The organism is Pseudomonas sp. K2I15, assembly GCF_002204795.1.
Taxonomy (GTDB): domain Bacteria; phylum Pseudomonadota; class Gammaproteobacteria; order Pseudomonadales; family Pseudomonadaceae; genus Aquipseudomonas.
Genome location: NZ_NIXO01000011.1, coordinates 45,612 through 70,567, shown reverse-complemented (window position 1 = coordinate 70,567; position 24,956 = coordinate 45,612). Strand labels below are relative to the sequence as shown.

The 24,956-nt window shown below is 58.0% G+C and carries 24 protein-coding genes and 2 tRNA genes; 22 read left to right on the top strand and 4 right to left on the bottom strand.

The annotated features are described in order from the left end of the window. Nucleotides 1-159 precede the first annotated feature (159 nt). Nucleotides 160-927 carry an FCD domain-containing protein gene (locus tag CEC48_RS09800; protein ID WP_088423554.1) on the top strand — a complete coding sequence of 256 codons (768 nt, stop codon included), beginning with the start codon at nt 160-162 and terminating at the stop codon, nt 925-927. Nucleotides 928-982: 55 nt separating this feature from the next. Here CEC48_RS09800 and smpB read toward each other — a convergent pair whose 3' ends face one another. Continuing rightward, nucleotides 983-1,465, bottom strand: coding sequence for an SsrA-binding protein SmpB (gene smpB, locus CEC48_RS09795; RefSeq protein ID WP_076013764.1), 483 nt, complete (start codon nt 1,463-1,465; stop codon nt 983-985). Nucleotides 1,466-1,632: 167 nt separating this feature from the next. Here smpB and CEC48_RS09790 point away from each other — a divergent pair, with 167 nt between their 5' ends. Together CEC48_RS09790 and CEC48_RS09785 are read left to right on the top strand one after the other, a co-directional pair. Continuing rightward, a complete protein-coding gene (locus tag CEC48_RS09790; protein WP_088423553.1) occupies nt 1,633-2,067 on the top strand; it encodes a type II toxin-antitoxin system RatA family toxin in 435 nt (144 codons plus the stop codon). Beyond that, nucleotides 2,060-2,374: an RnfH family protein gene (locus CEC48_RS09785; protein WP_088423552.1), complete on the top strand. Its 315-nt coding sequence runs from the start codon at nt 2,060-2,062 to the stop codon at nt 2,372-2,374. Before CEC48_RS09790 ends, CEC48_RS09785 begins: the two co-directional genes overlap by 8 nt. A gap of 54 nt (nt 2,375-2,428) precedes the next feature. Here the strand turns inward: CEC48_RS09785 and CEC48_RS09780 are convergent, their stop codons facing one another. Further along, nucleotides 2,429-2,941, bottom strand: coding sequence for an outer membrane protein assembly factor BamE (locus CEC48_RS09780; RefSeq protein ID WP_088423551.1), 513 nt, complete (start codon nt 2,939-2,941; stop codon nt 2,429-2,431). 98 nt (nt 2,942-3,039) lie between these two features. Here CEC48_RS09780 and fur point away from each other — a divergent pair, with 98 nt between their 5' ends. Beyond that, nucleotides 3,040-3,444, top strand: a complete 405-nt coding sequence (fur, locus tag CEC48_RS09775; protein WP_088423601.1) for a ferric iron uptake transcriptional regulator — start codon at nt 3,040-3,042, stop codon at nt 3,442-3,444. A gap of 96 nt (nt 3,445-3,540) precedes the next feature. Here the strand turns inward: fur and recN are convergent, their stop codons facing one another. Beyond that, nucleotides 3,541-5,214 (bottom strand): DNA repair protein RecN, encoded by a 1,674-nt coding sequence (gene recN / locus CEC48_RS09770; protein ID WP_088423550.1) that lies wholly within the window; start codon nt 5,212-5,214, stop codon nt 3,541-3,543. Nucleotides 5,215-5,467: 253 nt separating this feature from the next. Between recN and grpE the strand changes: the two genes are divergently transcribed. The 8 genes from grpE (at nt 5,468) to CEC48_RS09730 (ending at nt 15,931) form a co-directional block, all read left to right on the top strand. Further along, a complete protein-coding gene (grpE, locus tag CEC48_RS09765; protein ID WP_088423549.1) occupies nt 5,468-6,028 on the top strand; it encodes a nucleotide exchange factor GrpE in 561 nt (186 codons plus the stop codon). A 102-nt stretch (nt 6,029-6,130) separates the two neighbouring features. Further along, a complete protein-coding gene (gene dnaK, locus CEC48_RS09760) occupies nt 6,131-8,047 on the top strand; it encodes a molecular chaperone DnaK (protein ID WP_088423548.1) in 1,917 nt (638 codons plus the stop codon). Nucleotides 8,048-8,363: 316 nt separating this feature from the next. Then, nucleotides 8,364-9,485, top strand: a complete 1,122-nt coding sequence (gene dnaJ, locus CEC48_RS09755; RefSeq protein WP_088423547.1) for a molecular chaperone DnaJ — start codon at nt 8,364-8,366, stop codon at nt 9,483-9,485. Between the two features lie 10 nt (nt 9,486-9,495). Continuing rightward, complete coding sequence (gene dapB, locus CEC48_RS09750; RefSeq protein ID WP_088423546.1) at nt 9,496-10,302, top strand: 4-hydroxy-tetrahydrodipicolinate reductase; 807 nt, start codon at nt 9,496-9,498, stop codon at nt 10,300-10,302. A gap of 259 nt (nt 10,303-10,561) precedes the next feature. After that, nucleotides 10,562-11,698, top strand: a complete 1,137-nt coding sequence (gene carA / locus CEC48_RS09745; protein ID WP_088423545.1) for a glutamine-hydrolyzing carbamoyl-phosphate synthase small subunit — start codon at nt 10,562-10,564, stop codon at nt 11,696-11,698. Nucleotides 11,699-11,803: 105 nt separating this feature from the next. Continuing rightward, nucleotides 11,804-15,025 carry a carbamoyl-phosphate synthase large subunit gene (gene carB, locus CEC48_RS09740; RefSeq protein ID WP_088423544.1) on the top strand — a complete coding sequence of 1,074 codons (3,222 nt, stop codon included), beginning with the start codon at nt 11,804-11,806 and terminating at the stop codon, nt 15,023-15,025. Continuing rightward, complete coding sequence (greA, locus tag CEC48_RS09735) at nt 15,022-15,498, top strand: transcription elongation factor GreA (RefSeq protein WP_076013757.1); 477 nt, start codon at nt 15,022-15,024, stop codon at nt 15,496-15,498. The genes carB and greA overlap by 4 nt, the downstream gene beginning before the upstream one ends. A gap of 28 nt (nt 15,499-15,526) precedes the next feature. Then, nucleotides 15,527-15,931, top strand: coding sequence for an MFS transporter (locus CEC48_RS09730; protein ID WP_088423543.1), 405 nt, complete (start codon nt 15,527-15,529; stop codon nt 15,929-15,931). 8 nt (nt 15,932-15,939) lie between these two features. Here CEC48_RS09730 and yhbY read toward each other — a convergent pair whose 3' ends face one another. Then, nucleotides 15,940-16,248 (bottom strand): ribosome assembly RNA-binding protein YhbY, encoded by a 309-nt coding sequence (gene yhbY / locus CEC48_RS09725; protein WP_076013755.1) that lies wholly within the window; start codon nt 16,246-16,248, stop codon nt 15,940-15,942. A 105-nt stretch (nt 16,249-16,353) separates the two neighbouring features. Here yhbY and rlmE point away from each other — a divergent pair, with 105 nt between their 5' ends. The 10 genes from rlmE to nusA all read left to right on the top strand — a co-directional run bounded on the left by rlmE (nt 16,354) and on the right by nusA (nt 24,947). Beyond that, nucleotides 16,354-17,004, top strand: coding sequence for a 23S rRNA (uridine(2552)-2'-O)-methyltransferase RlmE (rlmE, locus tag CEC48_RS09720; RefSeq protein WP_003212203.1), 651 nt, complete (start codon nt 16,354-16,356; stop codon nt 17,002-17,004). 200 nt (nt 17,005-17,204) lie between these two features. After that, nucleotides 17,205-19,115: an ATP-dependent zinc metalloprotease FtsH gene (ftsH, locus tag CEC48_RS09715; RefSeq protein WP_008436840.1), complete on the top strand. Its 1,911-nt coding sequence runs from the start codon at nt 17,205-17,207 to the stop codon at nt 19,113-19,115. Nucleotides 19,116-19,123: 8 nt separating this feature from the next. Further along, on the top strand, nt 19,124-19,975 hold the full coding sequence (gene folP, locus CEC48_RS09710) for a dihydropteroate synthase (RefSeq protein ID WP_088423542.1): 852 nt from the start codon (nt 19,124-19,126) through the stop codon (nt 19,973-19,975). A gap of 16 nt (nt 19,976-19,991) precedes the next feature. Further along, on the top strand, nt 19,992-21,329 hold the full coding sequence (glmM, locus tag CEC48_RS09705) for a phosphoglucosamine mutase (RefSeq protein ID WP_088423541.1): 1,338 nt from the start codon (nt 19,992-19,994) through the stop codon (nt 21,327-21,329). A gap of 66 nt (nt 21,330-21,395) precedes the next feature. Next, a complete protein-coding gene (gene tpiA, locus CEC48_RS09700) occupies nt 21,396-22,151 on the top strand; it encodes a triose-phosphate isomerase (protein ID WP_063033212.1) in 756 nt (251 codons plus the stop codon). Between the two features lie 4 nt (nt 22,152-22,155). Then, nucleotides 22,156-22,539 (top strand): preprotein translocase subunit SecG, encoded by a 384-nt coding sequence (secG, locus tag CEC48_RS09695; protein WP_026078118.1) that lies wholly within the window; start codon nt 22,156-22,158, stop codon nt 22,537-22,539. Between the two features lie 21 nt (nt 22,540-22,560). Beyond that, nucleotides 22,561-22,646: transfer RNA gene (locus CEC48_RS09690), tRNA-Leu, on the top strand. Between the two features lie 96 nt (nt 22,647-22,742). Then, nucleotides 22,743-22,819: transfer RNA gene (locus CEC48_RS09685), tRNA-Met, on the top strand. 140 nt (nt 22,820-22,959) lie between these two features. After that, on the top strand, nt 22,960-23,418 hold the full coding sequence (gene rimP / locus CEC48_RS09680; RefSeq protein ID WP_176438698.1) for a ribosome maturation factor RimP: 459 nt from the start codon (nt 22,960-22,962) through the stop codon (nt 23,416-23,418). A gap of 47 nt (nt 23,419-23,465) precedes the next feature. Beyond that, nucleotides 23,466-24,947: a transcription termination factor NusA gene (nusA, locus tag CEC48_RS09675; protein WP_003212187.1), complete on the top strand. Its 1,482-nt coding sequence runs from the start codon at nt 23,466-23,468 to the stop codon at nt 24,945-24,947. The last annotated feature ends 9 nt before the right edge of the window (nt 24,948-24,956 follow it).

Sequence of the window (24,956 nt, the reverse complement as noted above, 5' to 3'; positions counted from 1 at the left end):
GGGGGATGTGTCAATTTGCCGCTTGTGAATCTTTGGTCGTAGGTCGGCGTGAGTGGGTGCTGATCGGCTAGAACGAGGGCGTTCTGATAGGTGCCGGATGCGCGTCGATAGGCCAGAATAGGGGCCCCGGCGAGTGGTCGGGATGATGGAGAGTGAGTTATGGCGTTTGATCAGGTGCGTCAGCGCCGTTTGTCTGACGATATCGTCGAGCAGCTTGAGGGCATGATCCTTGAGGGCACGCTGAAGTCGGGCGAGCGTTTGCCGGCCGAGCGCGCACTGGCCGAGCAGTTCGGGGTGTCGCGTCCGTCGTTGCGTGAGGCGATCCAGAAGTTGGCGGCCAAAGGTTTGCTGGTCAGCCGTCAGGGTGGTGGCAATTATGTGGTGGAGTCGCTGGGTTCAACCTTCAGCGATCCGCTGCTGCATCTGCTGGAAAATAACCCCGAGGCTCAGCGTGATCTGCTGGAGTTTCGTCAGACCCTGGAAGCCTCGTGTGCGTATTACGCAGCCTTGCGCGCCACTGAGGTAGACCGCGAGCGGCTGACCGCCGCTTTCGAGGAGTTGCAGGATTGCTATACGCGGCCAGATGAAGTGAGCCGGGCGGAAGAGGGCGCTGCGGATGCCAGGTTTCACCTGGCCATCGCCGAGGCAAGCCATAACGCGGTATTGCTGCACACCATTCGCGGCCTGTTCGACCTGCTCAAGCGCAACGTGGTGACCAATATTGGCGGGATGTATCAGCAGCGTACCGAGACCCGGGACATGCTGATCAATCAGCACCGTGATCTATACCTGGCGATTATCGAGGGGCGTGCCGAGCAGGCGCGGGAAGTTTCAACACGTCACCTGCTGTATGTGCAGGAAGTGCTGGAGGAGGTGCGTCAGGAGGTTCAGCGCATGGCCAGGGCGGAGCGGCGCAAGGGGATGTAGCGATTGTTGTGGCTGAGGGAGCGGGCTCCCTCGGCCACATCAAGTCACAAGAAAATCAGTCTTCCTTGCCCTTGTTGCGCACGGCACGCTGCAATTCGCGGTTGGAATCGCGCTCGCGCTCGGTGTCACGCTTGTCGTATTCCTTCTTGCCCTTGCCCAGTGCGATCTCGCACTTGACCAGGTGCTTGCTCCAGTACCACGACAGGCAGATGCAGGCGTAGCCCTTTTGCTGCACGGCGGCTTGGAGTTTTTCCAGTTCGCGGGCATTGAGCAACAGCTTGCGCGTGCGCACCGGGTCGGCGATCACGTGGGTGCTGGCGGTCATCAGCGGCGTGATATGACTGCCAAGCAGCCAGGCCTCACCGTCTTTGAGCAGCACGTAACTGTCGACCAGTTGCAGCTTGCTGGCACGCAGACTTTTTACTTCCCAGCCGGCCAGGACCAGACCAGCCTCGAAACGATGTTCGATGAAGTAATCGTGTCGCGCCTTTTTATTTTGCGCGATGGTCCCTGTTGGGTGTTTCTTTTGTTTAGCCATAGGGGCGGCATTATAGGGAGTTGCGAGCGCGTCGGCTACGGTCAACCTGCGTGCTTGAGCGTGTTGGATGAATCCCGGACAATGCAGCCTGGTTTTTGATTTTTTCTTTCGCGAATCCTGTTGTCCTTTCGCGATGTTTGCCGCTCAGCTGTGGAACTAACGCTCACATGACGACGCATATTCAACGTTCGGCCCTGCTGCCTTACCCGGCACAGGCGCTCTATGACCTGGTCAACGACGTGGCGCGTTACCCGGAGTTCCTGCCTTGGTGCTCGACTGCCGAGGTGTTGGAGAGCAGTGACGGGCATATGGTCGCCAGCGTGGGGGTAGCGAAGGGCGGCTTGAGCCAGCACTTTGTCACTCGCAACACGCTGGTGCCCGGGCAGTCCATCGAGATGAATCTCGAAGAAGGCCCATTCACTCAGTTGCATGGTGTGTGGGTGTTCAAGGCGTTGAACGAGAAGGCCTGCAAGATCAGCCTTGACCTGTCGTTCGACTATGCCGGCCCGATCGTGCGCGCTACCTTGGGCCCGCTGTTCAATCAGGCGGCCAATACCCTGGTGGACGCGTTCTGCCAGCGCGCCAAGCAAATACATGGCTGAGCCATTGGTTGAGATCGAGGTGGTGTACGCCGCGGTGGATCGCCAGGTGTTGATGAGCCTGGCAGTAGCGTCGGGCTCAAGTCTCAGGACTGCGGTGTTGGGCTCGGGAATGGCCGCGCAATTTCCGGAACTGAATCTGGAGAGTTGCCCGTTGGGGATCTTCGGCAAGGTGGTGGCGGACGCAGATGTTCGTATTGTTCAGGCCGGAGACCGAATCGAGATCTATCGGCCATTGCTGGCAGACCCGATGGAGATACGTCGCTTGCGTGCGGCCAAGGCTGCCAAGGCAAAACAGCAGAATTCATAGCTTGCGAAGCGGCAGGCAACAAAAAGCCCGGCATGCCGGGCTTTTTATCGAACGTTACAAAGGTTCTGGGCTTGGCACCGGAACGGTTTGTACGCCGTCGACGCCTTTCTGGATTTGGTCCAGCAAAGAGCCTGGCTTGGCCGGTACCTCGGACTTGGGCTTTTCCTCGTTCTGCGCAGGCGCAGGCGCGGCGGTGCCGTTGTCCTTGCCCAGCAAGGCTTCATCGCGGCTTACGCCCGGTTTGAAGTCCCCCGACAGGCTGGCGAGCTGGTCATTGCCATTGAAGATGACACTGACCCGCTCCTGCTGGCGTTCACCGCCACCAGGTTGGATGCTATAGAGATAATCCCAGCGATCGGCATGGAATGTGTCGGTCAGCAGGGGATTGCCCATGATAAACCGTACTTGCCGTCGGGTCATTCCCGGGCGTAACTGGTCTATCATGTCCTGCGTGACGACATTGCCCTGCTGGATGTCGATTTTGTAAACCCCGGGGAATGAACAACCGGCGAGTGCGAGCAGTCCCACAAAGGTGAAACTGGTTAGCAAGAGCTTGGTGTTTTGCATCGGTGGGCGACTTCCACTATCTTGGCTGGGACAACGTAAACGCCGATCATACCCGTATTAAGAGAAGCTGCGAAGCAGCATCCGCGAGAAAGCTAACCATGGTTGAAAATAGCGAACTACGCAAAGCCGGTCTTAAAGTGACTCTGCCACGAGTCAAGATTCTACAAATGCTCGATTCTGCTGAGCAGCGCCACATGAGTGCCGAGGATGTATACAAGGCACTGATGGAGTCTAACGAGGACGTTGGCCTGGCCACGGTTTACCGTGTACTGACCCAGTTTGAAGCAGCAGGACTGGTGGTTCGTCATAATTTCGACGGCGGTCATGCAGTATTCGAACTGGCTGACAGCGGCCACCACGACCACATGGTCGATGTGGAAACTGGCGAAGTGGTCGAGTTCGTCAGCCCGGAAATCGAGAAGCTCCAGAAGGCAATCGCCGACGAGCACGGAGTCGAATTGGTGGATCACAATTTGGTTCTGTACATACGTAAGAAAAAGTAAGAAAGCTACGCAGACTCGCTCTGCGAAACGATCGAAGGCGACCCTAGGGTCGCCTTCGTGCTTTCTATAGAAAGAAAATGCTCGGTAAGCCGTGCCTCAGACCTTCACGGTTACCACCATTTTTTTCGCGTGCGCCAAGGACTCCTTGGTCAGGTCGATGCCGCCAAGCATCCGCGCCACTTCTTCTACCCGTTCGGTCTTGTTCAGCTTGGACACGGCGGTATGGGTGGCATCGCTGCCCCGCACCTTGTGCACGAACAAATGTTGATGCCCTTGGGCGGCCACTTGTGGCAAGTGGGTGACGGTCAGTACTTGGCCGCGATCACCCAGCCGGCGCAACAGCTGGCCGACGATCTCGGCTGTCGGGCCGCCGATGCCGACGTCCACTTCATCGAATACCAGTGTTGGCACGCGTGACGTCTGGGCAGTGATCACCTGGATCGCCAGGCTGATCCGCGACAGCTCGCCGCCGGATGCCACTTTAGCCAGTGCCTTGAGTGGCTGGCCCGGGTTTGCACTGACCAGCAGTTCTACCTGTTCAAGGCCGTTGGGCAGCAGCTCGTTGCTGGTGTTGGTGTGCAGTTCGATGGTGAAGCGCCCGCCGGGCATGCCCAGGCGTTGGATTTCCTGCTCCACTGCGCTGGCCAGGCCGGTCGCTGCCTGGTGGCGCAGGTCGCTCAGCTCTCGGGCTTTCTCCTGATAATGACGAGCAAAGGACGCCAGTTCTTCGCCTAGCCGCTCGATGGATTCATCGTTGGCATTCAGGGTTTCGATTTCATCCAGCAGCTTTTGCTGCATGGTCGCGACTTCGGTTGGCTGGATCCGGTGTTTGCGCGCCAGGGTGTAGATGGTGTCCAGACGCTCTTCTATATCCTGCAGGCGGGCCGGGTCTGCATCGAAGTGATCGAGGAAGCGGTTCAGCTCGCCGACGGCTTCTTCTACCTGTATTTGTGCGCTGGTCAGCAGCGTGGTGGCTTCATTCAACGAGCCTGAAGCGCTATTCACGCTGGACAGCCGGTTGAGGCTGGCAGTCAGGGCGTTGAGCACATTGCCGGAATCACTTTCGCTGCACTGCTCCACCACTTGCCGGCAAATGCCCAGCAGGGTTTCGGCGTTGGTCAGGTTCTTGTGTTCTTGTTCCAGTTGCTCCAGTTCGGTCTCACCGAGCCCGAGGCTTTCCAGTTCTTCCAATTGATAGCTGAGCAATTGGTGGCGGGCACGCTGCTCGTCGCCGGAGTTGGAGAGGCGCTCCAGTTCCTGGCGGGTTTGGCGCCAGCGTTGCGCAGCCAATTGCACCTGGCGGGCAAGGTCGGTGGCGCTGGCGTATTCGTCGAGGAGGCGGCGATGGGTATCGGTTTTTAGCAGGGACTGGTGTTCATGCTGGCTGTGGATATCGATTAGCAGCTCGCCCAGGGCTTTCAAGTCGCCGAGCGGGCAGGGCGTGCCGTTGATATAGCCGCGGGAGCGCCCTTCGGCGGTGATCACCCGGCGCAGGATGCACGGGCCTTCATTATTAAGGTCGCGCTCGGCAAGCCAGGCCTCGGCTTCGGGGATGTCGGCCAGGTCAAAGGTGGCGAGAATGTCGGCCTTGTCGGCGCCCGGGCGAACCACGCCGCTGTCGGCACGGTCGCCCAGGGTCAGGCCCAGGGCGTCGAGCATGATCGACTTGCCGGCGCCGGTTTCGCCTGTGATTACGCTCATCCCGCGATCCAGTTCAAGATCGAGATGTTCCACGATGGCGTAATTATGTACGGACAGATGAACCAGCATGACGGCCGCTCCCAGGCGTTAGGTCTGGTTATTTATACAGTGTTTTGTTTGGGGCTGACAATCCTGCTGCTTAGCTCGATTTGCTTGATCGGTAGCTATTCTTAGTGCGGTACGGAATGAGGAGGGAAAATTGATCCAAGTCAGGTGAAAGACTTTTGGTAACGCCTCAACCCTTGAACCTGAAAATTGTGGCCCCATATACCGGAACAGAAGCGCGAGTCGAGTTCGCGCATGATTTTGAAAGGAGAAATCTATGGCTGACGAACAGACGCAGGATACGCAAAATCCAGACGCCAACCAGGCAGCAGGTGAAGACCTGGCCGCTCGTGTGCAAGTGCTCGAAGAGCAATTGGCAGGCGCACAGGATCAATCGTTGCGTGTTGCCGCCGATCTGCAGAACGTCCGCCGCCGCGCCGAGCAGGATGTAGAAAAAGCTCACAAATTCGCCCTGGAAAAATTTGCCGCTGATCTGTTGCCGATCATCGACAGCCTGGAGCGTGGCCTTGAGCTGTCCAACCCGGACGACGAAAACATCCGCCCGATGCGCGAAGGGATCGAACTGACCCTGAAAATGTTCCAGGACACCCTGAAGCGTTATCAGCTGGAAGCCATCGATCCGCAAGGCGGTGAGCCGTTCAATGCGGAGCATCACCAGGCAATGGCGATGCAGGAAAACGCTGACCTTGAGCCAAACAGCGTGTTGAAGGTGTTCCAGAAGGGCTATCAGCTCAATGGTCGTCTGCTGCGCCCGGCAATGGTTGTGGTGAGCAAGGCTCCTGCACCGGTTGCACCTTCGATTGATGAGCAGGCTTGAAATAACTCGTAACGGCCCCATCTATAAGTCAAGCGTTTAAGCACTGCCGCAGTTAGCCACCACTGCTGCGGCAACAAAATCTAAGTTTCGGGAGAGTAAATCATGGGCAAAATTATCGGTATCGACCTGGGGACTACCAACTCCTGCGTCTCCGTGCTGGAAAACGGCGTATCCAAAGTTATTGAAAACGCTGAAGGCGCACGTACCACCCCGTCCATCGTGGCTTATGCCAACGACGGCGAAATCCTGGTGGGCCAGTCCGCCAAGCGTCAAGCTGTGACCAATCCGCATAACACCCTGTACGCGGTGAAGCGTCTGATCGGTCGTAAGTTCGACGAAGAAGTCGTACAGAAAGACATCAAGATGGTCCCGTACAAAATCGCCAAGGCTGACAACGGTGACGCCTGGGTTGAAGTGAACGGTCAGAAAATGTCGCCGCCACAAATCTCGGCTGAAATCTTGAAAAAGATGAAGAAAACCGCCGAAGACTACCTCGGTGAAGCTGTGACTGAAGCGGTGATCACCGTTCCGGCCTACTTCAACGACAGCCAGCGCCAGGCGACCAAAGACGCCGGCCGTATTGCTGGCCTGGACGTAAAACGTATCATCAACGAACCAACCGCGGCCGCTCTGGCCTACGGTATGGACAAGGCCAAAGGCGACCACACCGTGATCGTTTACGACCTGGGTGGCGGTACCTTCGACGTTTCCGTGATCGAAATCGCTGAAGTTGATGGCGAGCACCAGTTCGAAGTGTTGGCCACCAACGGTGACACGTTCCTGGGCGGTGAAGACTTTGACATTCGCCTGATCGACTACCTCGTCGAGGAATTCAAGAAAGAAAGCGGCATGAACCTCAAGGGTGACCCGCTGGCCATGCAGCGCCTGAAAGAAGCCGCTGAGAAAGCCAAGATCGAACTGTCTTCTAGCAATTCGACCGACGTGAACCTGCCGTACATCACTGCAGACGCTACCGGTCCTAAGCACTTGAACGTGAAGATCTCCCGCGCCAAGCTGGAGTCGCTGGTAGAAGACCTGGTTCAACGCACCATCGAGCCTTGCCGCATTGCGCTGAAAGACTCGGGTATCGACGTTGGCGCGATCAACGACGTGATCCTGGTCGGCGGTCAAACCCGTATGCCACTGGTTCAGAAGCTGGTTACCGAATTCTTCGGTAAAGAAGCGCGTAAAGACGTGAACCCGGACGAAGCGGTTGCCATGGGTGCTGCCATCCAGGGCGCGGTGTTGGCCGGCGACGTGAAAGACGTTCTGCTGCTGGACGTTAGCCCGCTGACCTTGGGTATCGAAACCATGGGCGGCGTGATGACTGCGCTGATCGAGAAAAACACCACGATTCCTACCAAGAAATCGCAAGTGTTCTCGACTGCCGACGACAACCAGGGCGCCGTGACCATTCACGTGCTGCAAGGTGAGCGTAAGCAAGCCGGTCAGAACAAGTCTCTGGGCAAGTTCGACCTGGCCGAGATTCCACCAGCACCACGTGGCGTGCCACAAATTGAAGTGACCTTCGACATCGACGCCAACGGCATCCTGCACGTAGGCGCCAAAGACAAGGCCACCGGCAAGACTCAATCGATCGTGATCAAGGCTAACTCGGGTCTGTCCGAGGAAGAAATTCAGCAGATGATCCGTGATGCTGAAGCCAACGCTGACGAAGACCGCAAGTTCGAAGAGCTGGCCGCAGCCCGCAACCAGGGTGATGCACTGGTTCACTCGACGCGCAAAATGGTCGCTGACGCTGGCGACAAAGTGACTGCCGAAGAGAAAACTGCAATCGAAGCAGCCGTAGTTGCCCTGGAAGCCGCTGTTAAAGGCGACGACAAGGCCGCTATCGAAGCCAAGGTTGAAGAGCTGTCGAAAGTCTCTGCGCCAGTGGCTCAGAAAATGTACGCCGAACAAGGCCAGCCGGCTGATGGTGCTGCACACCAGGCAGAGCCTGAAGCCAAGCACGACGATGTTGTCGATGCCGAGTTCGAAGAAGTTAAAGACCACAAGTAACTTGGTCGCCCGGTTGACCGCTCACAAGCGGTGACTGGTAGGATGTCGCCGCGCGGGAGCTTGCTCCCGCGTTGGCGTGTCTGGGGTACGCGAATTTTTACAGCATGCGACAACGCTCGGATGCTGGCGGTGTGATCGGGAATGCTCCTGCTTTCCGGACGACAGTCACCGCGTTTTTGGCCGGTTGCCGGCTGAAAGCAGTAACGACCAGGATCGTTGAATTGACGTGAGTTGGGTCCGGGCCTGTATTGGGGCTCAACGAGTTTGGCAAGGCTCAGGAGGGTTTTGCCGGACGTCCTTAAGAGTGCAAAGACTTATGGCAAAGCGTGACTATTACGAAGTGTTGGGTGTGGAGCGCGGCTCCAGCGAGGCGGACCTGAAAAAGGCTTACCGTCGCCTGGCGATGAAGCACCACCCGGACCGTAATCCGGATAACAAAGAATCCGAAGACCTGTTCAAAGAGGCCAACGAGGCCTACGAATGCCTGTGTGATCCGAACAAGCGTGCAGCTTACGATCAGTACGGTCATGCCGGTGTCGACCCAAGCATGGGCGGCGGTGCCGGTTTTGGCGGCCAGAACTTCTCCGATATTTTCGGCGACGTGTTCAGCGACTTCTTTGGTGGCGGCCGCGGTGGTCAGCGTGGCGGTGCCCAGCGTGGCAGCGACCTGCGCTACACCCTGGAGCTGAACCTGGAAGAAGCGGTGCGTGGCACCAGCGTCAATATCCGTGTTCCGACGCTGGTCAACTGCAAGCCGTGTGACGGTTCGGGCGCCAAGAAAGGCTCCTCGCCGATCACTTGCCCGACGTGCGGCGGTATCGGCCAGGTGCGCATGCAGCAAGGCTTTTTCTCGGTGCAGCAAACCTGCCCACGCTGCCATGGCCAGGGCAAGATCATTTCCGACCCGTGCGACTCGTGCCACGGCGAAGGGCGTGTCGAAGAGTACAAGACCCTCTCGGTGAAAGTGCCGGCGGGTGTTGATACCGGCGACCGCATTCGTCTGTCGGGCGAAGGCGAGGCGGGCACTCAGGGCGGCCCGACGGGCGACCTGTACGTAGTGATCAATGTGCGCGAGCACTCGATCTTCCAGCGCGATGGCAAGCATCTGTTCTGTGAAGTGCCGATCAGCTTTGTTGATGCGGCCTTGGGTGGCGAGCTTGAAATCCCGACGCTGGACGGTCGGGTCAAGCTGAAGATTCCTGAGGGCACGCAGACTGGCAAGCAGTTCCGTATCCGCGGCAAGGGCGTTGCGCCAGTGCGTGGTGGTGGTGCTGGCGACTTGATGTGCCGTGTGGCGATAGAAACGCCGGTGAACCTGGGCCGACGTCAGCGCGAACTGCTGGAAGAGTTCCGCAGCTCCCTGGCTGGCGACGACACGCATTCGCCAAAAACCACCGGCTGGTTCGAAGGCGTGAAGCGCTTCTTCGGCGATCTGTAAGGAAGTGAGTATGCGACGTATCGCGGTGATGGGCGCTGCCGGGCGCATGGGCAAAAACCTGGTCGAGGCCGTACAGGCGCGCTCGCCAGCCTCCGGGCTGACGGCGGCGATTGTTCGTCCCGGCAGCACCTTGATTGGTGCGGACGCGGGTGAGTTGGCGTCCCTGGGGCGGATTGGCGTTTCGTTGTCCGGCAACCTGGAGCAGGTCGCCGACGAGTTCGACGTGCTGATCGACTTTACCCTGCCGGACGTGATGCTGAAAAACCTGGCGTTCTGCCGCAAGGCGGGCAAGGCCATGGTGATCGGCACGACCGGCCTGAGTGCCGAGCAAAAGCAGCTGCTGGTGGAGGCGGGCAAGGATATTCCTATCGTGTTCGCGGCTAACTTCAGTGTTGGCGTCAATCTGTCGCTGAAGCTGCTCGACATGGCGGCGCGCGTGATGGGCGATGAGGCTGACATCGAGATCATCGAGACGCATCACCGGCACAAGATCGATGCGCCGTCCGGTACGGCGCTGCGCATGGGTGAGGCGATTGCCGATGCTCTTGGGCGGGACCTGTCGAAAGTGGCGGTGTATGGCCGCGAAGGTCACACTGGCGCTCGTGCTCACGACACCATTGGTTTTGCCACCGTTCGCGGCGGTGACGTGGTGGGTGACCACACGGTGCTGTTCGCAACCGAGGGTGAGCGTCTTGAGATTACCCATAAGGCGTCGAGTCGCATGACGTTCGCCAAGGGTGCTGTGCGTGCGGCGCTGTGGTTGGACGGTCGCACGCCGGCCTTGTACGACATGCGCGACGTGCTGGATCTGCATTAAGAAGTAGCTAAAACGGGGCCTCAGGATTATCCTAAGGCCCCGTTTTTACCCGCTAAGCGACGTCCTGTCGCATTCCCCTGCCTTTAAGGCTCATTAGCGGTGGACCAAAAAAGCCTTTTTCTGTAAGCTACAGCTTTAGTGTGTCCACTAAAAGCGCGCAGAATAATTCAGTGAAGAAGCGGGGTGACGTGTCCATACGTCACTCCGCTTTTTTACAACCTGCGATCGCCCTTTCAGGCTTTATTTACGGGAGGTCTTCTTGACTAAGCCAGCCATACTCGCCCTTGCTGATGGCAGCATTTTTCGCGGCGAAGCCATTGGAGCCGACGGTCAGACCGTTGGAGAGGTGGTGTTCAACACCGCCATGACCGGCTATCAGGAAATCCTTACCGATCCTTCCTACGCCCAACAGATCGTTACCCTGACCTATCCGCACATTGGTAACACCGGTACTACACCGGAAGACGCCGAGTCGGATCGTGTCTGGTCGGCGGGTCTGGTAATTCGTGACCTGCCACTGGTTGCGAGCAACTGGCGTAACACGATGTCCTTGTCCGATTACCTGAAAGCCAACAACGTTGTGGCGATCGCCGGTATCGATACGCGTCGCCTGACACGCATCCTGCGTGAAAAAGGTTCGCAGAACGGTTGCATCATGGCCGGTGACAACATCTCCGAAGCAGCAGCGATTGCAGCAGCCCAAGGTTTCCCTGGCCTGAAAGGCATGGACCTGGCGAAAGTCGTCAGCACCAAGGAACAGTACGAGTGGCGCTCCACTGTCTGGGACTTGAAGACCGACAGCCACGCGACCATCGAAGCTTGCGAGCTGCCTTACCACGTCGTGGCCTACGACTACGGTATCAAGCACAACATCCTGCGCATGCTGGTGGCGCGCGGTTGCCGCGTGACCGTGGTGCCGGCGCAAACCCCGGCCAGCGACGTACTGGCCCTGCAGCCGGACGGCGTGTTCCTGTCCAACGGCCCGGGTGACCCGGAGCCTTGCGACTACGCCATCAAGGCGATCAAGGAAGTGCTGGAAACCGAGATCCCGGTATTCGGTATCTGCCTCGGTCACCAACTGCTGGCCCTGGCCTCCGGCGCCAAGACCCTGAAAATGGGTCACGGCCACCACGGTGCCAACCACCCGGTGCAGGACCTGGACACTGGCGTCGTGATGATCACCAGCCAGAACCACGGTTTCGCGGTGGATGAAGCGACCCTGCCGGGCAACGTCCGGGCGATCCACAAGTCGCTGTTCGACGGTTCCCTGCAAGGCATCGAGCGCACCGACAAGAGCGCGTTCAGCTTCCAGGGCCACCCTGAAGCAAGCCCGGGCCCGAACGACGTAGCGCCGCTGTTCGACCGGTTCATCAATGAGATGGCCAAGCGACGCTAAGTGAGTGGCCTGAGGGTGGCCCGGGAAACCGGCGGCCCCCTCAGGCTCTTCAAAGATTGTTCAAGACGGCTTGCCGACTGACCTGCGGATTTGAGTGACAAACCCATGCCAAAACGTACAGACATAAAAAGCATCCTGATTCTCGGCGCTGGCCCGATCGTGATCGGCCAGGCTTGCGAATTCGACTACTCCGGCGCCCAGGCCTGTAAAGCCCTGCGCGAAGAGGGCTACCGCGTCATCCTGGTGAACTCCAACCCGGCCACCATCATGACCGACCCGGACATGGCCGACGCCACCTACATCGAGCCGATCAAGTGGCAGACCGTTGCCAAGATCATCGAGAAAGAGCGTCCGGACGCGCTGCTGCCAACCATGGGTGGCCAGACCGCCCTGAACTGTGCACTGGACCTGGAGCGCGAAGGCGTCCTGGAGAAGTTCGGCGTAGAGATGATCGGCGCCAATGCCGACACCATCGACAAGGCTGAAGACCGTTCGCGTTTCGACAAGGCGATGAAGTCCATCGGCCTTGACTGCCCGCGTTCCGGTATCGCCCACAGCATGGAAGAGGCCAACGTAGTCCTCGAAAAGCTGGGCTTCCCGTGCATCATCCGTCCTTCCTTCACCATGGGCGGCACCGGCGGCGGTATCGCTTACAACCGTGAAGAGTTCGAAGAAATCTGCGCTCGTGGCCTGGACCTGTCTCCGACCAAAGAGCTGCTGATCGACGAATCCCTGATCGGCTGGAAAGAATATGAGATGGAGGTTGTCCGCGATAAGAAGGACAACTGCATCATCGTTTGCTCGATCGAAAACTTCGACCCGATGGGCGTGCACACTGGTGACTCGATCACTGTTGCGCCAGCACAGACCCTGACGGACAAGGAATACCAGATCATGCGTAACGCCTCGTTGGCGGTGCTGCGTGAGATCGGCGTGGAAACCGGTGGCTCCAACGTCCAGTTCGGCATCTGCCCGGACACTGGCCGCATGGTTGTGATCGAGATGAACCCGCGGGTATCGCGTTCTTCGGCACTGGCATCGAAAGCTACCGGCTTCCCGATTGCGCGCATCGCTGCCAAGCTGGCGATCGGTTACACATTGGACGAGTTGCAGAACGAAATCACTGGCGGCGCAACGCCTGCGTCCTTCGAGCCGTCGATCGACTACGTCGTCACCAAGCTGCCACGCTTCGCTTTCGAGAAATTCCCGAAAGCCGACGCCCGCCTGACCACTCAGATGAAGTCGGTCGGTGAAGTCATGGCCATCGGCCGGACCTTCCAGGAATCCCTCCAGAAAGCCCTGCGCGGCCTGGAAGTGGGTGTTTGCGGCCTGGACGAGAAACTCGACCTGAGCAACCCGGAAAGCATGAGCGTGCTCAAGCGCGAGCTGACCGTGCCGGGCGCCGAGCGCATCTGGTACGTGGCTGACGCCTTCCGCGCCGGCATGACCGTCGAAGACATCTTCGGCATGAACATGATCGACCCGTGGTTCCTGGTGCAGATCGAAGATCTGATCAAGGAAGAAGAGAAGGTCAAGACCCTCGGTCTGTCCTCTATCGACCGCGACCTGATGTTCCGCCTCAAGCGCAAAGGCTTCTCCGACATGCGCCTGGCCAAGCTGCTGGGTGTGACCGAGAAGAACCTGCGCACGCATCGCCACAAGCTGGATATCTTCCCGGTCTACAAGCGCGTTGATACCTGTGCGGCCGAGTTCGCAACAGACACCGCGTATATGTACTCCACCTACGAGGAAGAGTGCGAAGCCGCGCCGTCGGGCCGTGACAAAATCATGATCCTGGGTGGCGGTCCAAACCGAATCGGCCAAGGCATCGAATTCGATTATTGCTGCGTACACGCCGCCCTCGCCCTGCGCGAAGACGGGTACGAGACCATTATGGTCAACTGCAACCCTGAAACTGTTTCCACTGACTACGACACTTCCGACCGTCTGTACTTCGAGCCGGTAACGCTGGAAGACGTACTGGAAATCTGTCGCGTCGAGAAGCCCAAAGGCGTGATCGTCCAGTACGGCGGCCAAACCCCGTTGAAACTGGCTCGCGCACTCGAAGCCGCTGGCGTGCCGATCATCGGTACCAGCCCTGACGCTATCGACCGTGCCGAAGACCGTGAGCGCTTCCAGCAGATGGTTGAACGCCTGAACCTGCGTCAGCCGCCAAACGCCACCGTGCGCAGCGAAGACGAAGCTATCCGCGCAGCCAGCAAGATCGGCTACCCGCTGGTGGTGCGTCCGTCCTACGTATTGGGCGGCCGGGCGATGGAAATCGTCTACGAAGAAGAAGAACTCAAGCGTTACCTGCGTGATGCAGTGAAAGTGTCCAACGACAGCCCGGTGCTGCTGGACCACTTCCTCAACTGCGCCATCGAAATGGACGTGGATGCGGTCTGCGACGGCACTGACGTAGTGATCGGCGCGATCATGCAGCACATCGAACAGGCTGGTGTTCACTCCGGTGACTCCGCTTGCTCGCTGCCGCCTTACTCGCTGCCTGCGCACATCCAGGACGAGATGCGCGAACAGGTCAAGAAAATGGCCTTGGAGTTGGGTGTGGTCGGCCTGATGAACGTACAGCTGGCGCTGCAAGGCGAAGACATCTACGTCATCGAAGTCAACCCGCGCGCTTCGCGTACGGTGCCTTTTGTTTCCAAGTGCATCGGTGTTTCCCTGGCGATGATTGCGGCCCGTGTGATGGCCGGTAAGACCTTGAAGGAAATCGGCTTCACCAAGGAAATCATTCCGAACTTCTACAGCGTGAAAGAGGCGGTGTTCCCGTTCGCCAAATTCCCTGGCGTGGACCCGATCCTGGGCCCAGAGATGAAGTCCACCGGTGAAGTGATGGGTGTGGGCGATACCTTCGGTGAAGCATTCGCCAAAGCCCAGATGGGTGCCAGCGAAGTGCTGCCGACCGGCGGTACTGCGTTTATCAGCGTGCGTGATGATGACAAACCACTGGTTGCAGGCGTGGCCCGTGATCTGATCAACTTGGGCTTCAATGTCGTGGCTACTGCCGGGACCGCCAAGCTGATCGAGGCTGCCGGCCTGAAAGTACGTCGCGTGAACAAGGTGACGGAAGGCCGTCCACACGTGGTCGACATGATCAAGAATGACGAAGTCACCCTGATCATCAACACCACCGAAGGTCGCCAGTCGATCGCGGACTCCTACTCCATTCGTCGTAACGCCTTGCAGCACAAGATCTACTGCACCACCACCATTGCTGCTGGCGAAGCTATCTGCGAAGCGCTCAAGTTCGGTCCTGAAAAAACCGTGCGCCGCTTGCAGGATCTACACGCAGGATTGAAGGCATGATCAAATACCCAATGACCGTCCAGGGCGCAAAAGCCCTGGAAGAAGAGCACGCTCACCTGACCAAGGTCGTCCGTCCGAAGCTGAGCCAGGACATCGGTACGGCCCGGGAATTGGGTGACCTGAAGGAAAACGCTGAATACCATGCTGCCCGCGAGCAGCAGGGTATGGTCGAGGCGCGGATCCGTGACATCGAAGGCCGTATGCAGAATGCGGTGATCATCGACGTTACGACCATTCCGAAGACCGGCAAGGTGATTTTCGGCACCACCGTGGAAATCGCCAACGTCGAGACTGACGAAAGCGTGGTTTACCACATCGTGGGTGAAGACGAGGCCGACTTCAAACTCGGCAAGATCTCCGTCGGCTCGCCGCTGGCCCGCGCCTTGATTGCCAAGGAAGAGGGTGATGTGGTGGCCGTCAAGACGCCTGGTGGCGTGATCGAGTACGAGATTGTCGAAGTTCGTCACATCTGAAAGACGGCGCCCGCTTCATGCGGGCGCCATGCTTTGGCAGTTCGCCCAGATGCTTTGGGTTGGCGGCCTATGGTTGTTACATATTGGTGTTCTACCGGCGCTGGGCCTGATTGGCCTGGCACCGTTGCTGATCGATGAGGTCAGCGGATTATTAAGTGCGTTGCTGGTGGGTTTTGCAGCAGCGTGCGTGACGCTTCAGGCGCTGGTGCTGATCAAGGCCGAAGGCTTGGGGAGTTTGTGGCGGGATATTCGCGGGCAACTGCTGTTGATGGCACTGTATGCGTGCGCAATGTTTTGCGTAGTGCGCATCTTTCTGCCGGAAGCGTTGCGCTGGCAGCTGTTCAGCTATCTTGTGCTAGGGTTTACCGGGTTAGTGCTGGTTGTACAGCCGGCGCCAGGATGGAGTGGCAGGGCGCGCGAAGCACGCCCGTGACCCTTGTTTCACTTGAAGCGGTGTACGTTCGACAGTTGCTTGTTGACGCTGAAGTTCTTGCGATACAGCAGCGCCATCTTGCCGATGACCTGAACCAGGTCCGCTTTGCCAGCCTTGCACAGTTCTGCAATGGCTGCCAGGCGCGCCTCGCGATCAAGGATGCTGACCTTGATCTTGATCAGCTCGTGATCGCCCAATGCGCGTTCAAGTTCGGCTAACACACCTTCAGTCAAACCGTTGTCAGCCACAGTCAAAACTGGTTTCAGATGGTGGCCAATGGATTTGTACTGTTTCTTCTGCTCTTGAGTGAGCGGCATAATCTGACCCCTGCGTCTGATCTTGTAAAAAGCGGCGGCCAGTTTACCCGAGCGAGTCCGGGACCGCCCAGTTAATCATGACCCGTTTTATTTTCGAGGTGGCCCGTGGCCCGTTCCAAAACTAGCCTTAAGTGGCTGCAAGAGCATTTCAACGACCCTTACGTCAAAATGGCGCAAAAGGATGGCTACCGCTCCCGGGCCAGCTACAAGCTGCTGGAGATCCAGGAAAAGGACAAGTTGATCCGTCCTGGCATGAGCGTTATCGACCTTGGTGCCGCCCCGGGTGGCTGGTCCCAGGTGACCAGTCGTCTGATTGGTGGGCAAGGTCGTTTGATCGCATCCGATATCCTGGAAATGGACAGCATCCCGGACGTGACCTTTGTTCACGGCGATTTTACCCAGGATGAAGTGCTGGCACAGATCCTTGAGGCCGTCGGAAATTCGCAGGTAGACCTTGTGATTTCCGATATGGCCCCCAATATGAGTGGATTACCCGCTGTTGATATGCCGCGGGCCATGTTCCTCTGCGAATTGGCACTGGATCTGGCAGGGCGTGTACTACGTCCAGGTGGTGATTTTCTGGTCAAGGTCTTCCAGGGTGAAGGCTTCGACGAGTATCACAAGAACATCCGCAAGCTGTTCGACAAGGTACAGACACGCAAGCCTGACTCTTCCCGGGACAGGTCTCGTGAGCAGTATTTGCTGGGTCGCGGTTTCCGTGGCATTGAAGGCGCTGCCAGTGAAGAGCGTTTTTGAGAAATTTGACGGAGGCGATAGGTTTTTTTATGTCGCTTTCGTCACGAAGCTTTACGAATATTGTGTAGTCAAAGTTTCACAAAGGGTTACAGACGGCGCCTGCCAGAGTTGTAGGTAATGTAGTAAGTTAGGCCGGTGAATATCATGCGAAGCACGCGCCAGTAGCGGAGCTTGCTTCAGAGGGTAGTTAATTGAACGATATGGCAAAGAATCTGATCCTGTGGTTGATCATCGCGGCTGTCCTCGTGACGGTGATGAACAACTTCTCCAGCCCTAACGAGCCGCAGACCCTCAACTATTCCGACTTCATCCAGCAAGTTAAGGATGGCAAGGTCGAGCGCGTAGCAGTTGACGGCTACGTGATTACCGGCAAGCGCAACGATGGCGACAGCTTCAAGACCATCCGTCCGGCAATCCAGGACAATGGCCTGATCGGCGACCTGGTGGATAACCACGTGGTCGTTGAAGGCAAGCAGCCTGAGCAGCAGAGCATCTGGACCCAACTCCTGGTGGCCAGTTTCCCGATCCTGGTGATTATCGCCGTGTTCATGTTCTTCATGCGCCAGATGCAAGGTGGTGCGGGAGGTAAGGGCGGGCCGATGAGCTTCGGCAAGAGCAAGGCACGCCTGCTCTCCGAAGATCAGGTGAAAACCACCCTGGCTGACGTTGCCGGTTGCGACGAAGCCAAGGAAGAAGTGGGCGAACTGGTTGAGTTCCTGCGCGACCCAGGTAAGTTCCAGCGCCTTGGCGGCCGTATTCCTCGCGGTGTGCTGATGGTAGGCCCGCCAGGTACCGGTAAAACCCTGTTGGCCAAGGCCATTGCCGGCGAAGCCAAAGTACCTTTCTTCACCATTTCCGGTTCCGATTTCGTCGAAATGTTCGTCGGTGTCGGTGCCAGCCGTGTTCGCGATATGTTCGAGCAGGCCAAGAAGCACGCGCCATGCATCATCTTCATCGATGAGATCGATGCCGTTGGTCGCCATCGTGGCGCCGGCATGGGCGGCGGTCATGATGAGCGTGAGCAAACCCTTAACCAGTTGCTGGTTGAGATGGACGGCTTTGAAATGAACGACGGCATCATCGTGATCGCGGCGACCAACCGTCCGGACGTACTCGACCCTGCGCTGCTGCGTCCGGGCCGTTTTGACCGTCAGGTTGTGGTCGGTCTGCCGGACATCCGTGGCCGTGAGCAGATCCTGAAAGTGCACATGCGCAAAGTGCCAATGGGCGACGACGTGGCTCCAGCCGTGATTGCCCGTGGTACTCCGGGCTTCTCCGGTGCTGACCTTGCCAACCTGGTAAACGAGGCCTCGCTGTTCGCGGCCCGTACCGGCAAGCGCATCGTCGAAATGAAAGAGTTCGAACTGGCGAAAGACAAGATCATGATGGGCGCCGAGCGCAAATCCATGGTCATGTCCGAGAAAGAGAAGCAGAACACCGCTTATCACGAAGCTGGTCACGCCATTGTTGGTCGCGTTGTGCCTGAGCATGACCCGGTCTACAAAGTGTCGATCATTCCTCGTGGCCGGGCGCTGGGCGTCACCATGTTCCTGCCGGAAGAGGATCGCTACAGCCTCTCCAAGCGTGCCTTGATCAGTCAGATCTGCTCGCTGTATGGCGGCCGGATCGCTGAAGAGATGACCTTGGGTTTCGACGGCGTTACTACCGGTGCCTCAAACGACATCATGCGTGCCAGCCAGATCGCACGGAACATGGTGACCAAGTGGGGCCTGTCTGAAAAACTCGGTCCTTTGATGTATGCCGAGGAAGAAGGTGAAGTATTCCTGGGTCGCGGTGGTGGCGGTCAAGCTGCCAGCTTCTCCGGTGAGACAGCCAAGCTTATCGACTCAGAAGTGCGCAGCATCATTGACCAGTGCTACGGCACGGCCAAGCAGATCCTTACCGACAACCGTGACAAACTCGACGCCATGGCTGATGCCCTGATGAAGTACGAGACCATTGATGCCGAGCAGATCGACGACATCATGGCCGGTCGTACGCCTCGCGAGCCTCGCGATTGGGAAGGCGGTTCGGGCACTTCGGGCACACCGCCAGTAGTGCAGAACGAACGCCCTGAAGCCCCGATCGGCGGCCCGGCTGCTGACCATTAAGGTTTGAAATGACTTCTGCGTTGTCCTCGACCCGGTTGCCTTGCGGCAGCCGGGTTCTTGATTTGGCCCATACACACGTTATGGGCATTCTTAACGTAACCCCTGATTCCTTTTCCGATGGTGGTCGCTTCAGTCAGCTTGATGCTGCGTTGCGCCATGCGCAAGCTATGGTGGCTGCCGGTGCGACCCTGATTGATGTCGGTGGTGAATCGACCCGTCCTGGGGCGCGCGCAGTTTCTCCCCTGGAGGAGCTGGAGCGGGTTGCACCGATTGTCGAGCGCATCCATCGAGAGCTGGATGTCATCATCTCTGTCGATACCTCGACGCCCGCCGTTATGCGCGAAACCGCGCGTCTTGGCGCTGGGTTGATCAACGATGTGCGTTCCCTGCAGCGCGATGGCGCCCTGGATGCGGCCGCTGCCACGGGCCTGCCGGTTTGCCTGATGCATATGCTTGGTGAGCCGGGCACGATGCAGGACGACCCGCATTACGACAACCTGGTTGGTGAGGTGAAAGGCTTTCTTGCCGAGCGCATGGCCCAATGCGCCGTGGTGGGGATTGCCCCCGAGCGGATCATCCTCGATCCGGGATTTGGCTTTGCCAAGACCCTGCAGCACAATTTAAGCCTGTTCAAACATATGGAATCCCTGCATGCCCTTGGTCGTCCCCTGTTGGTTGGGGTTTCGCGCAAGAGCATGATAGGTCTGGCGTTGAATCGTCCGGTGGGTGAGCGGCTGCATGGCGGCCTGGCGCTCGCGGCACTTGCCGTGGTCAAGGGTGCGCGTATCTTGCGTGTCCATGACGTGGCCGAGACGGTAGATGTAGTGCGGATGATCGCAGCGGTTGAAGCAGCCGAATAAGAATGATGGAGCACTTATGACTAAAAAATATTTTGGCACCGATGGCATCCGCGGTCGGGTCGGCGAATTCCCGATTACTCCAGATTTCATGCTCAAGCTGGGCTGGGCCGCCGGTATGGCGTTCCGCAGCATGGGCGCCTGCCGCATCCTGGTAGGCAAGGACACGCGGATCTCGGGTTACATGTTTGAGTCTGCGCTGGAGGCGGGTCTGTCTGCTGCCGGCGCTGATGTGATGCTGTTGGGGCCGATGCCTACGCCAGCGATCGCTTACCTGACGCGTACCTTTCACGCTGAAGCCGGTATCGTGATCAGCGCTTCGCACAACCCTCACGATGACAACGGCATCAAGTTCTTCTCGGGCCAGGGCACCAAGCTGCCGGACGAGATCGAGCACATGATCGAAGAACTGCTGGATGCGCCGATGACCGTCGTCGAGTCGAGCAAGCTGGGCAAGGTTTCGCGGATTAACGACGCTTCTGGCCGTTACATCGAGTTTTGCAAAAGCAGCGTGCCGAGCAGCACCAATTTTGCCGGTCTGAAAGTCGTCATCGACTGCGCCCACGGTGCGACCTACAAAGTGGCGCCGAGTGTGTTCAAGGAGCTTGGTGCAGACGTTACCGTGCTGTCGGCCCAGCCTAACGGCTTGAACATCAATGACAACTGCGGCTCGACCCATATGGGGCAGTTGCAGGCGGCGGTCCTGGCCGAACATGCTGACCTGGGTATCGCGTTCGATGGCGATGGTGACCGGGTATTGATGGTCGACCATACGGGTGCAATTGTTGATGGCGATGACCTGTTGTTCATCATTGCCCGCGACTTACACGAGCGTAACAAGCTGCAAGGCGGTGTCGTCGGTACCCTGATGAGCAATCTCGGCCTGGAGCTGGCCCTGGCAGATCTGGGTATTCCGTTTGTGCGCGCCAATGTCGGTGACCGCTACGTGATCGCTGAGCTGCTGGAGCGCAATTGGCTGGTGGGTGGCGAGAACTCCGGGCATGTCGTCTGCTTCCAGCACACGACCACCGGGGATGCGATCATCGCGGCGCTGCAGGTGCTGCTGGCATTGCGTCGTCGCGAAGAAAGCCTGGCCCAGGCGCGGCAGGCGCTGCGCAAGTGCCCGCAAGTGCTGCTTAACGTGCGCTTCGCGGGCGGTGACAACCCTATCGAGCATCCGGCCGTCAAAGAGGCCAGCGAGCGCGTGACTGCCGCCATGGCGGGTCGTGGCCGGGTCTTGCTGCGCAAGTCGGGCACCGAGCCTTTGGTGCGTGTAATGGTCGAAGGCGAGGACGAAACACAGGTTCGCGGCTATGCCGAAGAGCTGGCAAAACTGGTAACTGAAGTTTGCGCCTGAATTCGGCTTGCCAGTGATGATGTGGTTGGGTAACATCTGCGCCCACTTTGACCGACGAGGTACAGCATGCGTCGCACTATGGTAGCTGGTAACTGGAAGATGCACGGTACCCGCGCCAGTGTCGCTGAGCTGATCAACGGCCTTCGTCATTTGGCCTTGCCTAGCGGTGTTGATGTCGCGGTATTCCCGCCTTGCTTGTATATCAATCAAGTGATTGATGGCTTGAAGGGTAAGTCGATTCAGGTCGGCGCGCAGAACTCTGCGGTGGAATCCATGCAAGGTGCGTTGACCGGTGAGATTGCACCGAGTCAGCTGGTTGATGCGGGTTGTTCCCTGGTGCTTGTTGGGCACTCCGAGCGCCGCCAGATCATGGGCGAGCGTGATGGGACACTCAATCGCAAATTCGCGGCGGCACAGGCTTGTGGCTTGATTCCGGTGTTGTGCATAGGGGAGACCCTTGAGCAGCGTGAGTCCGGTAAAACTCTTGAAGTTGTCGGGCGTCAGCTGGGCAGCATCATCGAGGAGCTGGGAGTCGGTGCCTTTGCAAATGCAGTAATCGCTTACGAGCCGGTCTGGGCCATTGGTACCGGGCTGACTGCTTCGCCGCAACAGGCTCAGGATGTGCACGCAGCCATCCGCGCGCAGTTGGCGGCAGAGAATTCTGAGGTCGCACGAGGTGTGCGGCTTCTATACGGCGGCAGCGTGAAGGCGGCCAATGCGGTCGAACTGTTCGGCATGCCGGATATCGATGGGGGGCTCATTGGTGGAGCTTCCCTGAATGCAGATGAGTTCGGTGCGATTTGTCGCGCCGCGGGAAACTGAAAAAATGCTGGAAACAGTCATCGTTGTTTTTCATCTGCTGGGTGCACTGGGCGTAGTTGCTCTGGTTTTGCTGCAGCAGGGTAAAGGTGCGGACGCTGGTGCGTCTTTCGGGGCAGGTGCTTCAAATACTGTGTTCGGAAGCCAAGGTTCCTCTACCTTTCTTAGTAAGTTTACTGCTATACTTGCCGCCGGTTTCTTCATAACCAGCTTGGGGTTAGGTTACTTTGCTAAAGAGAAAGCTCATGTGCTGACTCAAGTAGGTCTCCCAAACCCAGCAGTGTTGGAAGTGCCAAAAGCAAAACCGGCTTCTGATGATGTCCCGGTGCTTCAAGAGCAAAAGTCGGCTACTCCAGCGACTGACGTACCTCCAGCTCAAGAGCAGAAGTAAGAAGGTTGTAAGCGCTGTATTGCCGAGGTGGTGGAATTGGTAGACACGCAACCTTGAGGTGGTTGTGCCCATAGGGTGTAGGGGTTCGAGTCCCCTTCTCGGTACCAATTATCAGGAGAGCCCGCTGTTGCGGGCTTTCTTGTAGGTGGAAGGTTACATTGACCCTGTAAGGGATCGGTCGTATACTTCCGCCCCAGCTTTGTCGCGGGGTGGAGCAGTCTGGTAGCTCGTCGGGCTCATAACCCGAAGGTCGTCGGTTCAAATCCGGCCCCCGCAACCAGTTTTAGCGGAGCCCCTTTTAAGGGGCTTTTTGTTAGCTGGACACTTTCAACGCCGCTGTTCGACGGCGTTTCAAGGATGGGCGTTTCGCCCATTTTTTTATTTTGCACAGCATGCACATACATGCACGAGGGGGTTCAGGTGTCGAGCAAGCTAGAAGAGTTGCAGGCCTTGTTGGCCCCGGTGATCGTGGCCCTAGGCTATGAATGCTGGGGTATTGAGTTTTCGGCTCAAGGTCGCCACTCAATGTTGCGCGTTTATATCGATAAAGAGGGCGGCGTGCTGGTGGACGATTGTGCCATTGTCAGCCGTCAGATCAGTGGCGTCCTGGATGTTGAAGATCCTATCGCTGTTGAATATACCCTCGAAGTTTCCTCGCCTGGCATGGAACGCCCACTGTTCACTATTGATCAGTTTGCAAAATTTGCCGGTGAACAAGTGAAGATCAAGCTGCGTTCTCCCTTTGAAGGGCGACGCAACTTTCAGGGCCTTCTGCGCGGTGTAGAAGAGCAGGACGTCGTGGTGCATGTAGAAGACCATGAGTTCCTGTTGCCGATCGATATGATCGACAAGGCCAACATTATTCCCAGTTTTGACTGAGACGCGGATCCCGCGGATCCAATGGCTTGCGAAAGGCGAGGCGTACGATGAGCAAAGAAGTACTGCTGGTTGTTGAGTCGGTATCCAATGAAAAGGGCGTACCGGCAAACGTGATTTTTGAAGCGCTGGAGCTGGCCCTGGCCACTGCTACCAAAAAGCGTTTTGAAGACGAAGTTGATCTGCGTGTGGAAATCAACCGCCACACCGGTGCCTACGAGACTTTCCGTCGCTGGACGGTCGTCGAAGAAGCCGATCTTGATGATCCTGCTATCGAAACCTGGCCGAGCAAGGTTGCTGAAACGCACCCGGGCGCCCAGGTCGGTGATGTCGTCGAAGAAAAGATCGAGTCCATCGAGTTCGGCCGCATCGCTGCACAGACTGCCAAGCAAGTCATCGTGCAGAAGGTCCGCGAAGCTGAGCGCGCGCAAGTCGTTGACGCCTATCGCGAGCGCCTTGGGGAAATCATCTCCGGCACCGTGAAAAAAGTCACCCGCGACAACGTGATCGTCGACCTGGGTAATAACGCTGAAGCGTTGCTGGCCCGAGAAGACATCATTTCCCGCGAAACTTTCCGGGTTGGCGTGCGCTTGCGTGCGCTGCTCAAGGAAATCCGCACCGAGAACCGCGGCCCTCAACTGATCCTGTCGCGTACCGCGCCGGAAATGTTGATCGAGTTGTTCCGCATCGAAGTGCCGGAAATTGCCGAAGGCCTGATCGAAGTCATGGCTGCGTCCCGCGATCCGGGTTCGCGCGCCAAGATCGCGGTCCGCTCCAAGGACAAACGCATCGACCCGCAAGGTGCTTGCATTGGTATGCGCGGTTCGCGCGTCCAGGCAGTGTCGGGCGAATTGGGCGGTGAGCGTGTGGACATCGTCCTGTGGGACGATAACCCGGCGCAGTTCGTGATCAACGCAATGTCGCCTGCTGAAGTGGCGGCAATTATCGTTGACGAGGATGCCCATGCAATGGACATCGCCGTTGGCGCAGACAATCTGGCTCAGGCCATCGGTCGCGGTGGTCAGAACGTACGTTTGGCCAGCCAGTTGACCGGCTGGACCCTGAACGTGATGACCGAATCGGACATCCAGGCTAAGCAGCAAGCAGAAACCGGTGACATCCTGCGCAACTTTATCGACGAGCTGGAAGTCGACGAAGACCTGGCACAGGTGCTGGTAGATGAAGGCTTCACCAGCCTGGAAGAGATTGCCTACGTACCGTTGGAAGAAATGCTCAACATCGACGGCTTTGACGAAGACACCGTCAACGAGCTTCGCGCTCGGGCCAAGGATCGTTTGTTGACTAAAGCCATCGCTACTGAGGAAAAGCTGGCAGACGCCCATCCGGCCGAAGACCTGCTCTCGCTTGAGGGTATGGACAAGGATTTGGCGATGGAACTGGCGGTGCGCGGCGTAATTACCCGCGAAGACCTGGCCGAGCAGTCTATTGACGACCTGCTCGACATCGACGGCATTGACGATGATCGTGCCGGCAAGTTGATCATGGCCGCCCGAGCCCATTGGTTCGAGTAATTAGGCGCG

What these genes read in the sequence shown, in the direction of transcription:
- fur (WP_088423601.1), top strand. Translation starts at nt 3,040, where the DNA reads ATGGTTGAAAATAGCGAACTACGCAAAGCCGGTCTTAAAGTGACTCTG.
- CEC48_RS09730 (WP_088423543.1), top strand. Translation starts at nt 15,527, where the DNA reads ATGCTTTGGCAGTTCGCCCAGATGCTTTGGGTTGGCGGCCTATGGTTG.
- ftsH (WP_008436840.1), top strand. Translation starts at nt 17,205, where the DNA reads ATGGCAAAGAATCTGATCCTGTGGTTGATCATCGCGGCTGTCCTCGTG.
- secG (WP_026078118.1), top strand. Translation starts at nt 22,156, where the DNA reads ATGCTGGAAACAGTCATCGTTGTTTTTCATCTGCTGGGTGCACTGGGC.
- CEC48_RS09800 (WP_088423554.1), top strand. Translation starts at nt 160, where the DNA reads ATGGCGTTTGATCAGGTGCGTCAGCGCCGTTTGTCTGACGATATCGTC.
- yhbY (WP_076013755.1), bottom strand. Translation starts at nt 16,248, where the DNA reads ATGCCGCTCACTCAAGAGCAGAAGAAACAGTACAAATCCATTGGCCAC.
- CEC48_RS09780 (WP_088423551.1), bottom strand. Translation starts at nt 2,941, where the DNA reads ATGCAAAACACCAAGCTCTTGCTAACCAGTTTCACCTTTGTGGGACTG.
- CEC48_RS09785 (WP_088423552.1), top strand. Translation starts at nt 2,060, where the DNA reads ATGGCTGAGCCATTGGTTGAGATCGAGGTGGTGTACGCCGCGGTGGAT.
- grpE (WP_088423549.1), top strand. Translation starts at nt 5,468, where the DNA reads ATGGCTGACGAACAGACGCAGGATACGCAAAATCCAGACGCCAACCAG.
- glmM (WP_088423541.1), top strand. Translation starts at nt 19,992, where the DNA reads ATGACTAAAAAATATTTTGGCACCGATGGCATCCGCGGTCGGGTCGGC.
- folP (WP_088423542.1), top strand. Translation starts at nt 19,124, where the DNA reads ATGACTTCTGCGTTGTCCTCGACCCGGTTGCCTTGCGGCAGCCGGGTT.
- recN (WP_088423550.1), bottom strand. Translation starts at nt 5,214, where the DNA reads ATGCTGGTTCATCTGTCCGTACATAATTACGCCATCGTGGAACATCTC.
- dapB (WP_088423546.1), top strand. Translation starts at nt 9,496, where the DNA reads ATGCGACGTATCGCGGTGATGGGCGCTGCCGGGCGCATGGGCAAAAAC.
- tpiA (WP_063033212.1), top strand. Translation starts at nt 21,396, where the DNA reads ATGCGTCGCACTATGGTAGCTGGTAACTGGAAGATGCACGGTACCCGC.
- nusA (WP_003212187.1), top strand. Translation starts at nt 23,466, where the DNA reads ATGAGCAAAGAAGTACTGCTGGTTGTTGAGTCGGTATCCAATGAAAAG.
- dnaJ (WP_088423547.1), top strand. Translation starts at nt 8,364, where the DNA reads ATGGCAAAGCGTGACTATTACGAAGTGTTGGGTGTGGAGCGCGGCTCC.
- smpB (WP_076013764.1), bottom strand. Translation starts at nt 1,465, where the DNA reads ATGGCTAAACAAAAGAAACACCCAACAGGGACCATCGCGCAAAATAAA.
- CEC48_RS09790 (WP_088423553.1), top strand. Translation starts at nt 1,633, where the DNA reads ATGACGACGCATATTCAACGTTCGGCCCTGCTGCCTTACCCGGCACAG.
- dnaK (WP_088423548.1), top strand. Translation starts at nt 6,131, where the DNA reads ATGGGCAAAATTATCGGTATCGACCTGGGGACTACCAACTCCTGCGTC.
- greA (WP_076013757.1), top strand. Translation starts at nt 15,022, where the DNA reads ATGATCAAATACCCAATGACCGTCCAGGGCGCAAAAGCCCTGGAAGAA.
- carB (WP_088423544.1), top strand. Translation starts at nt 11,804, where the DNA reads ATGCCAAAACGTACAGACATAAAAAGCATCCTGATTCTCGGCGCTGGC.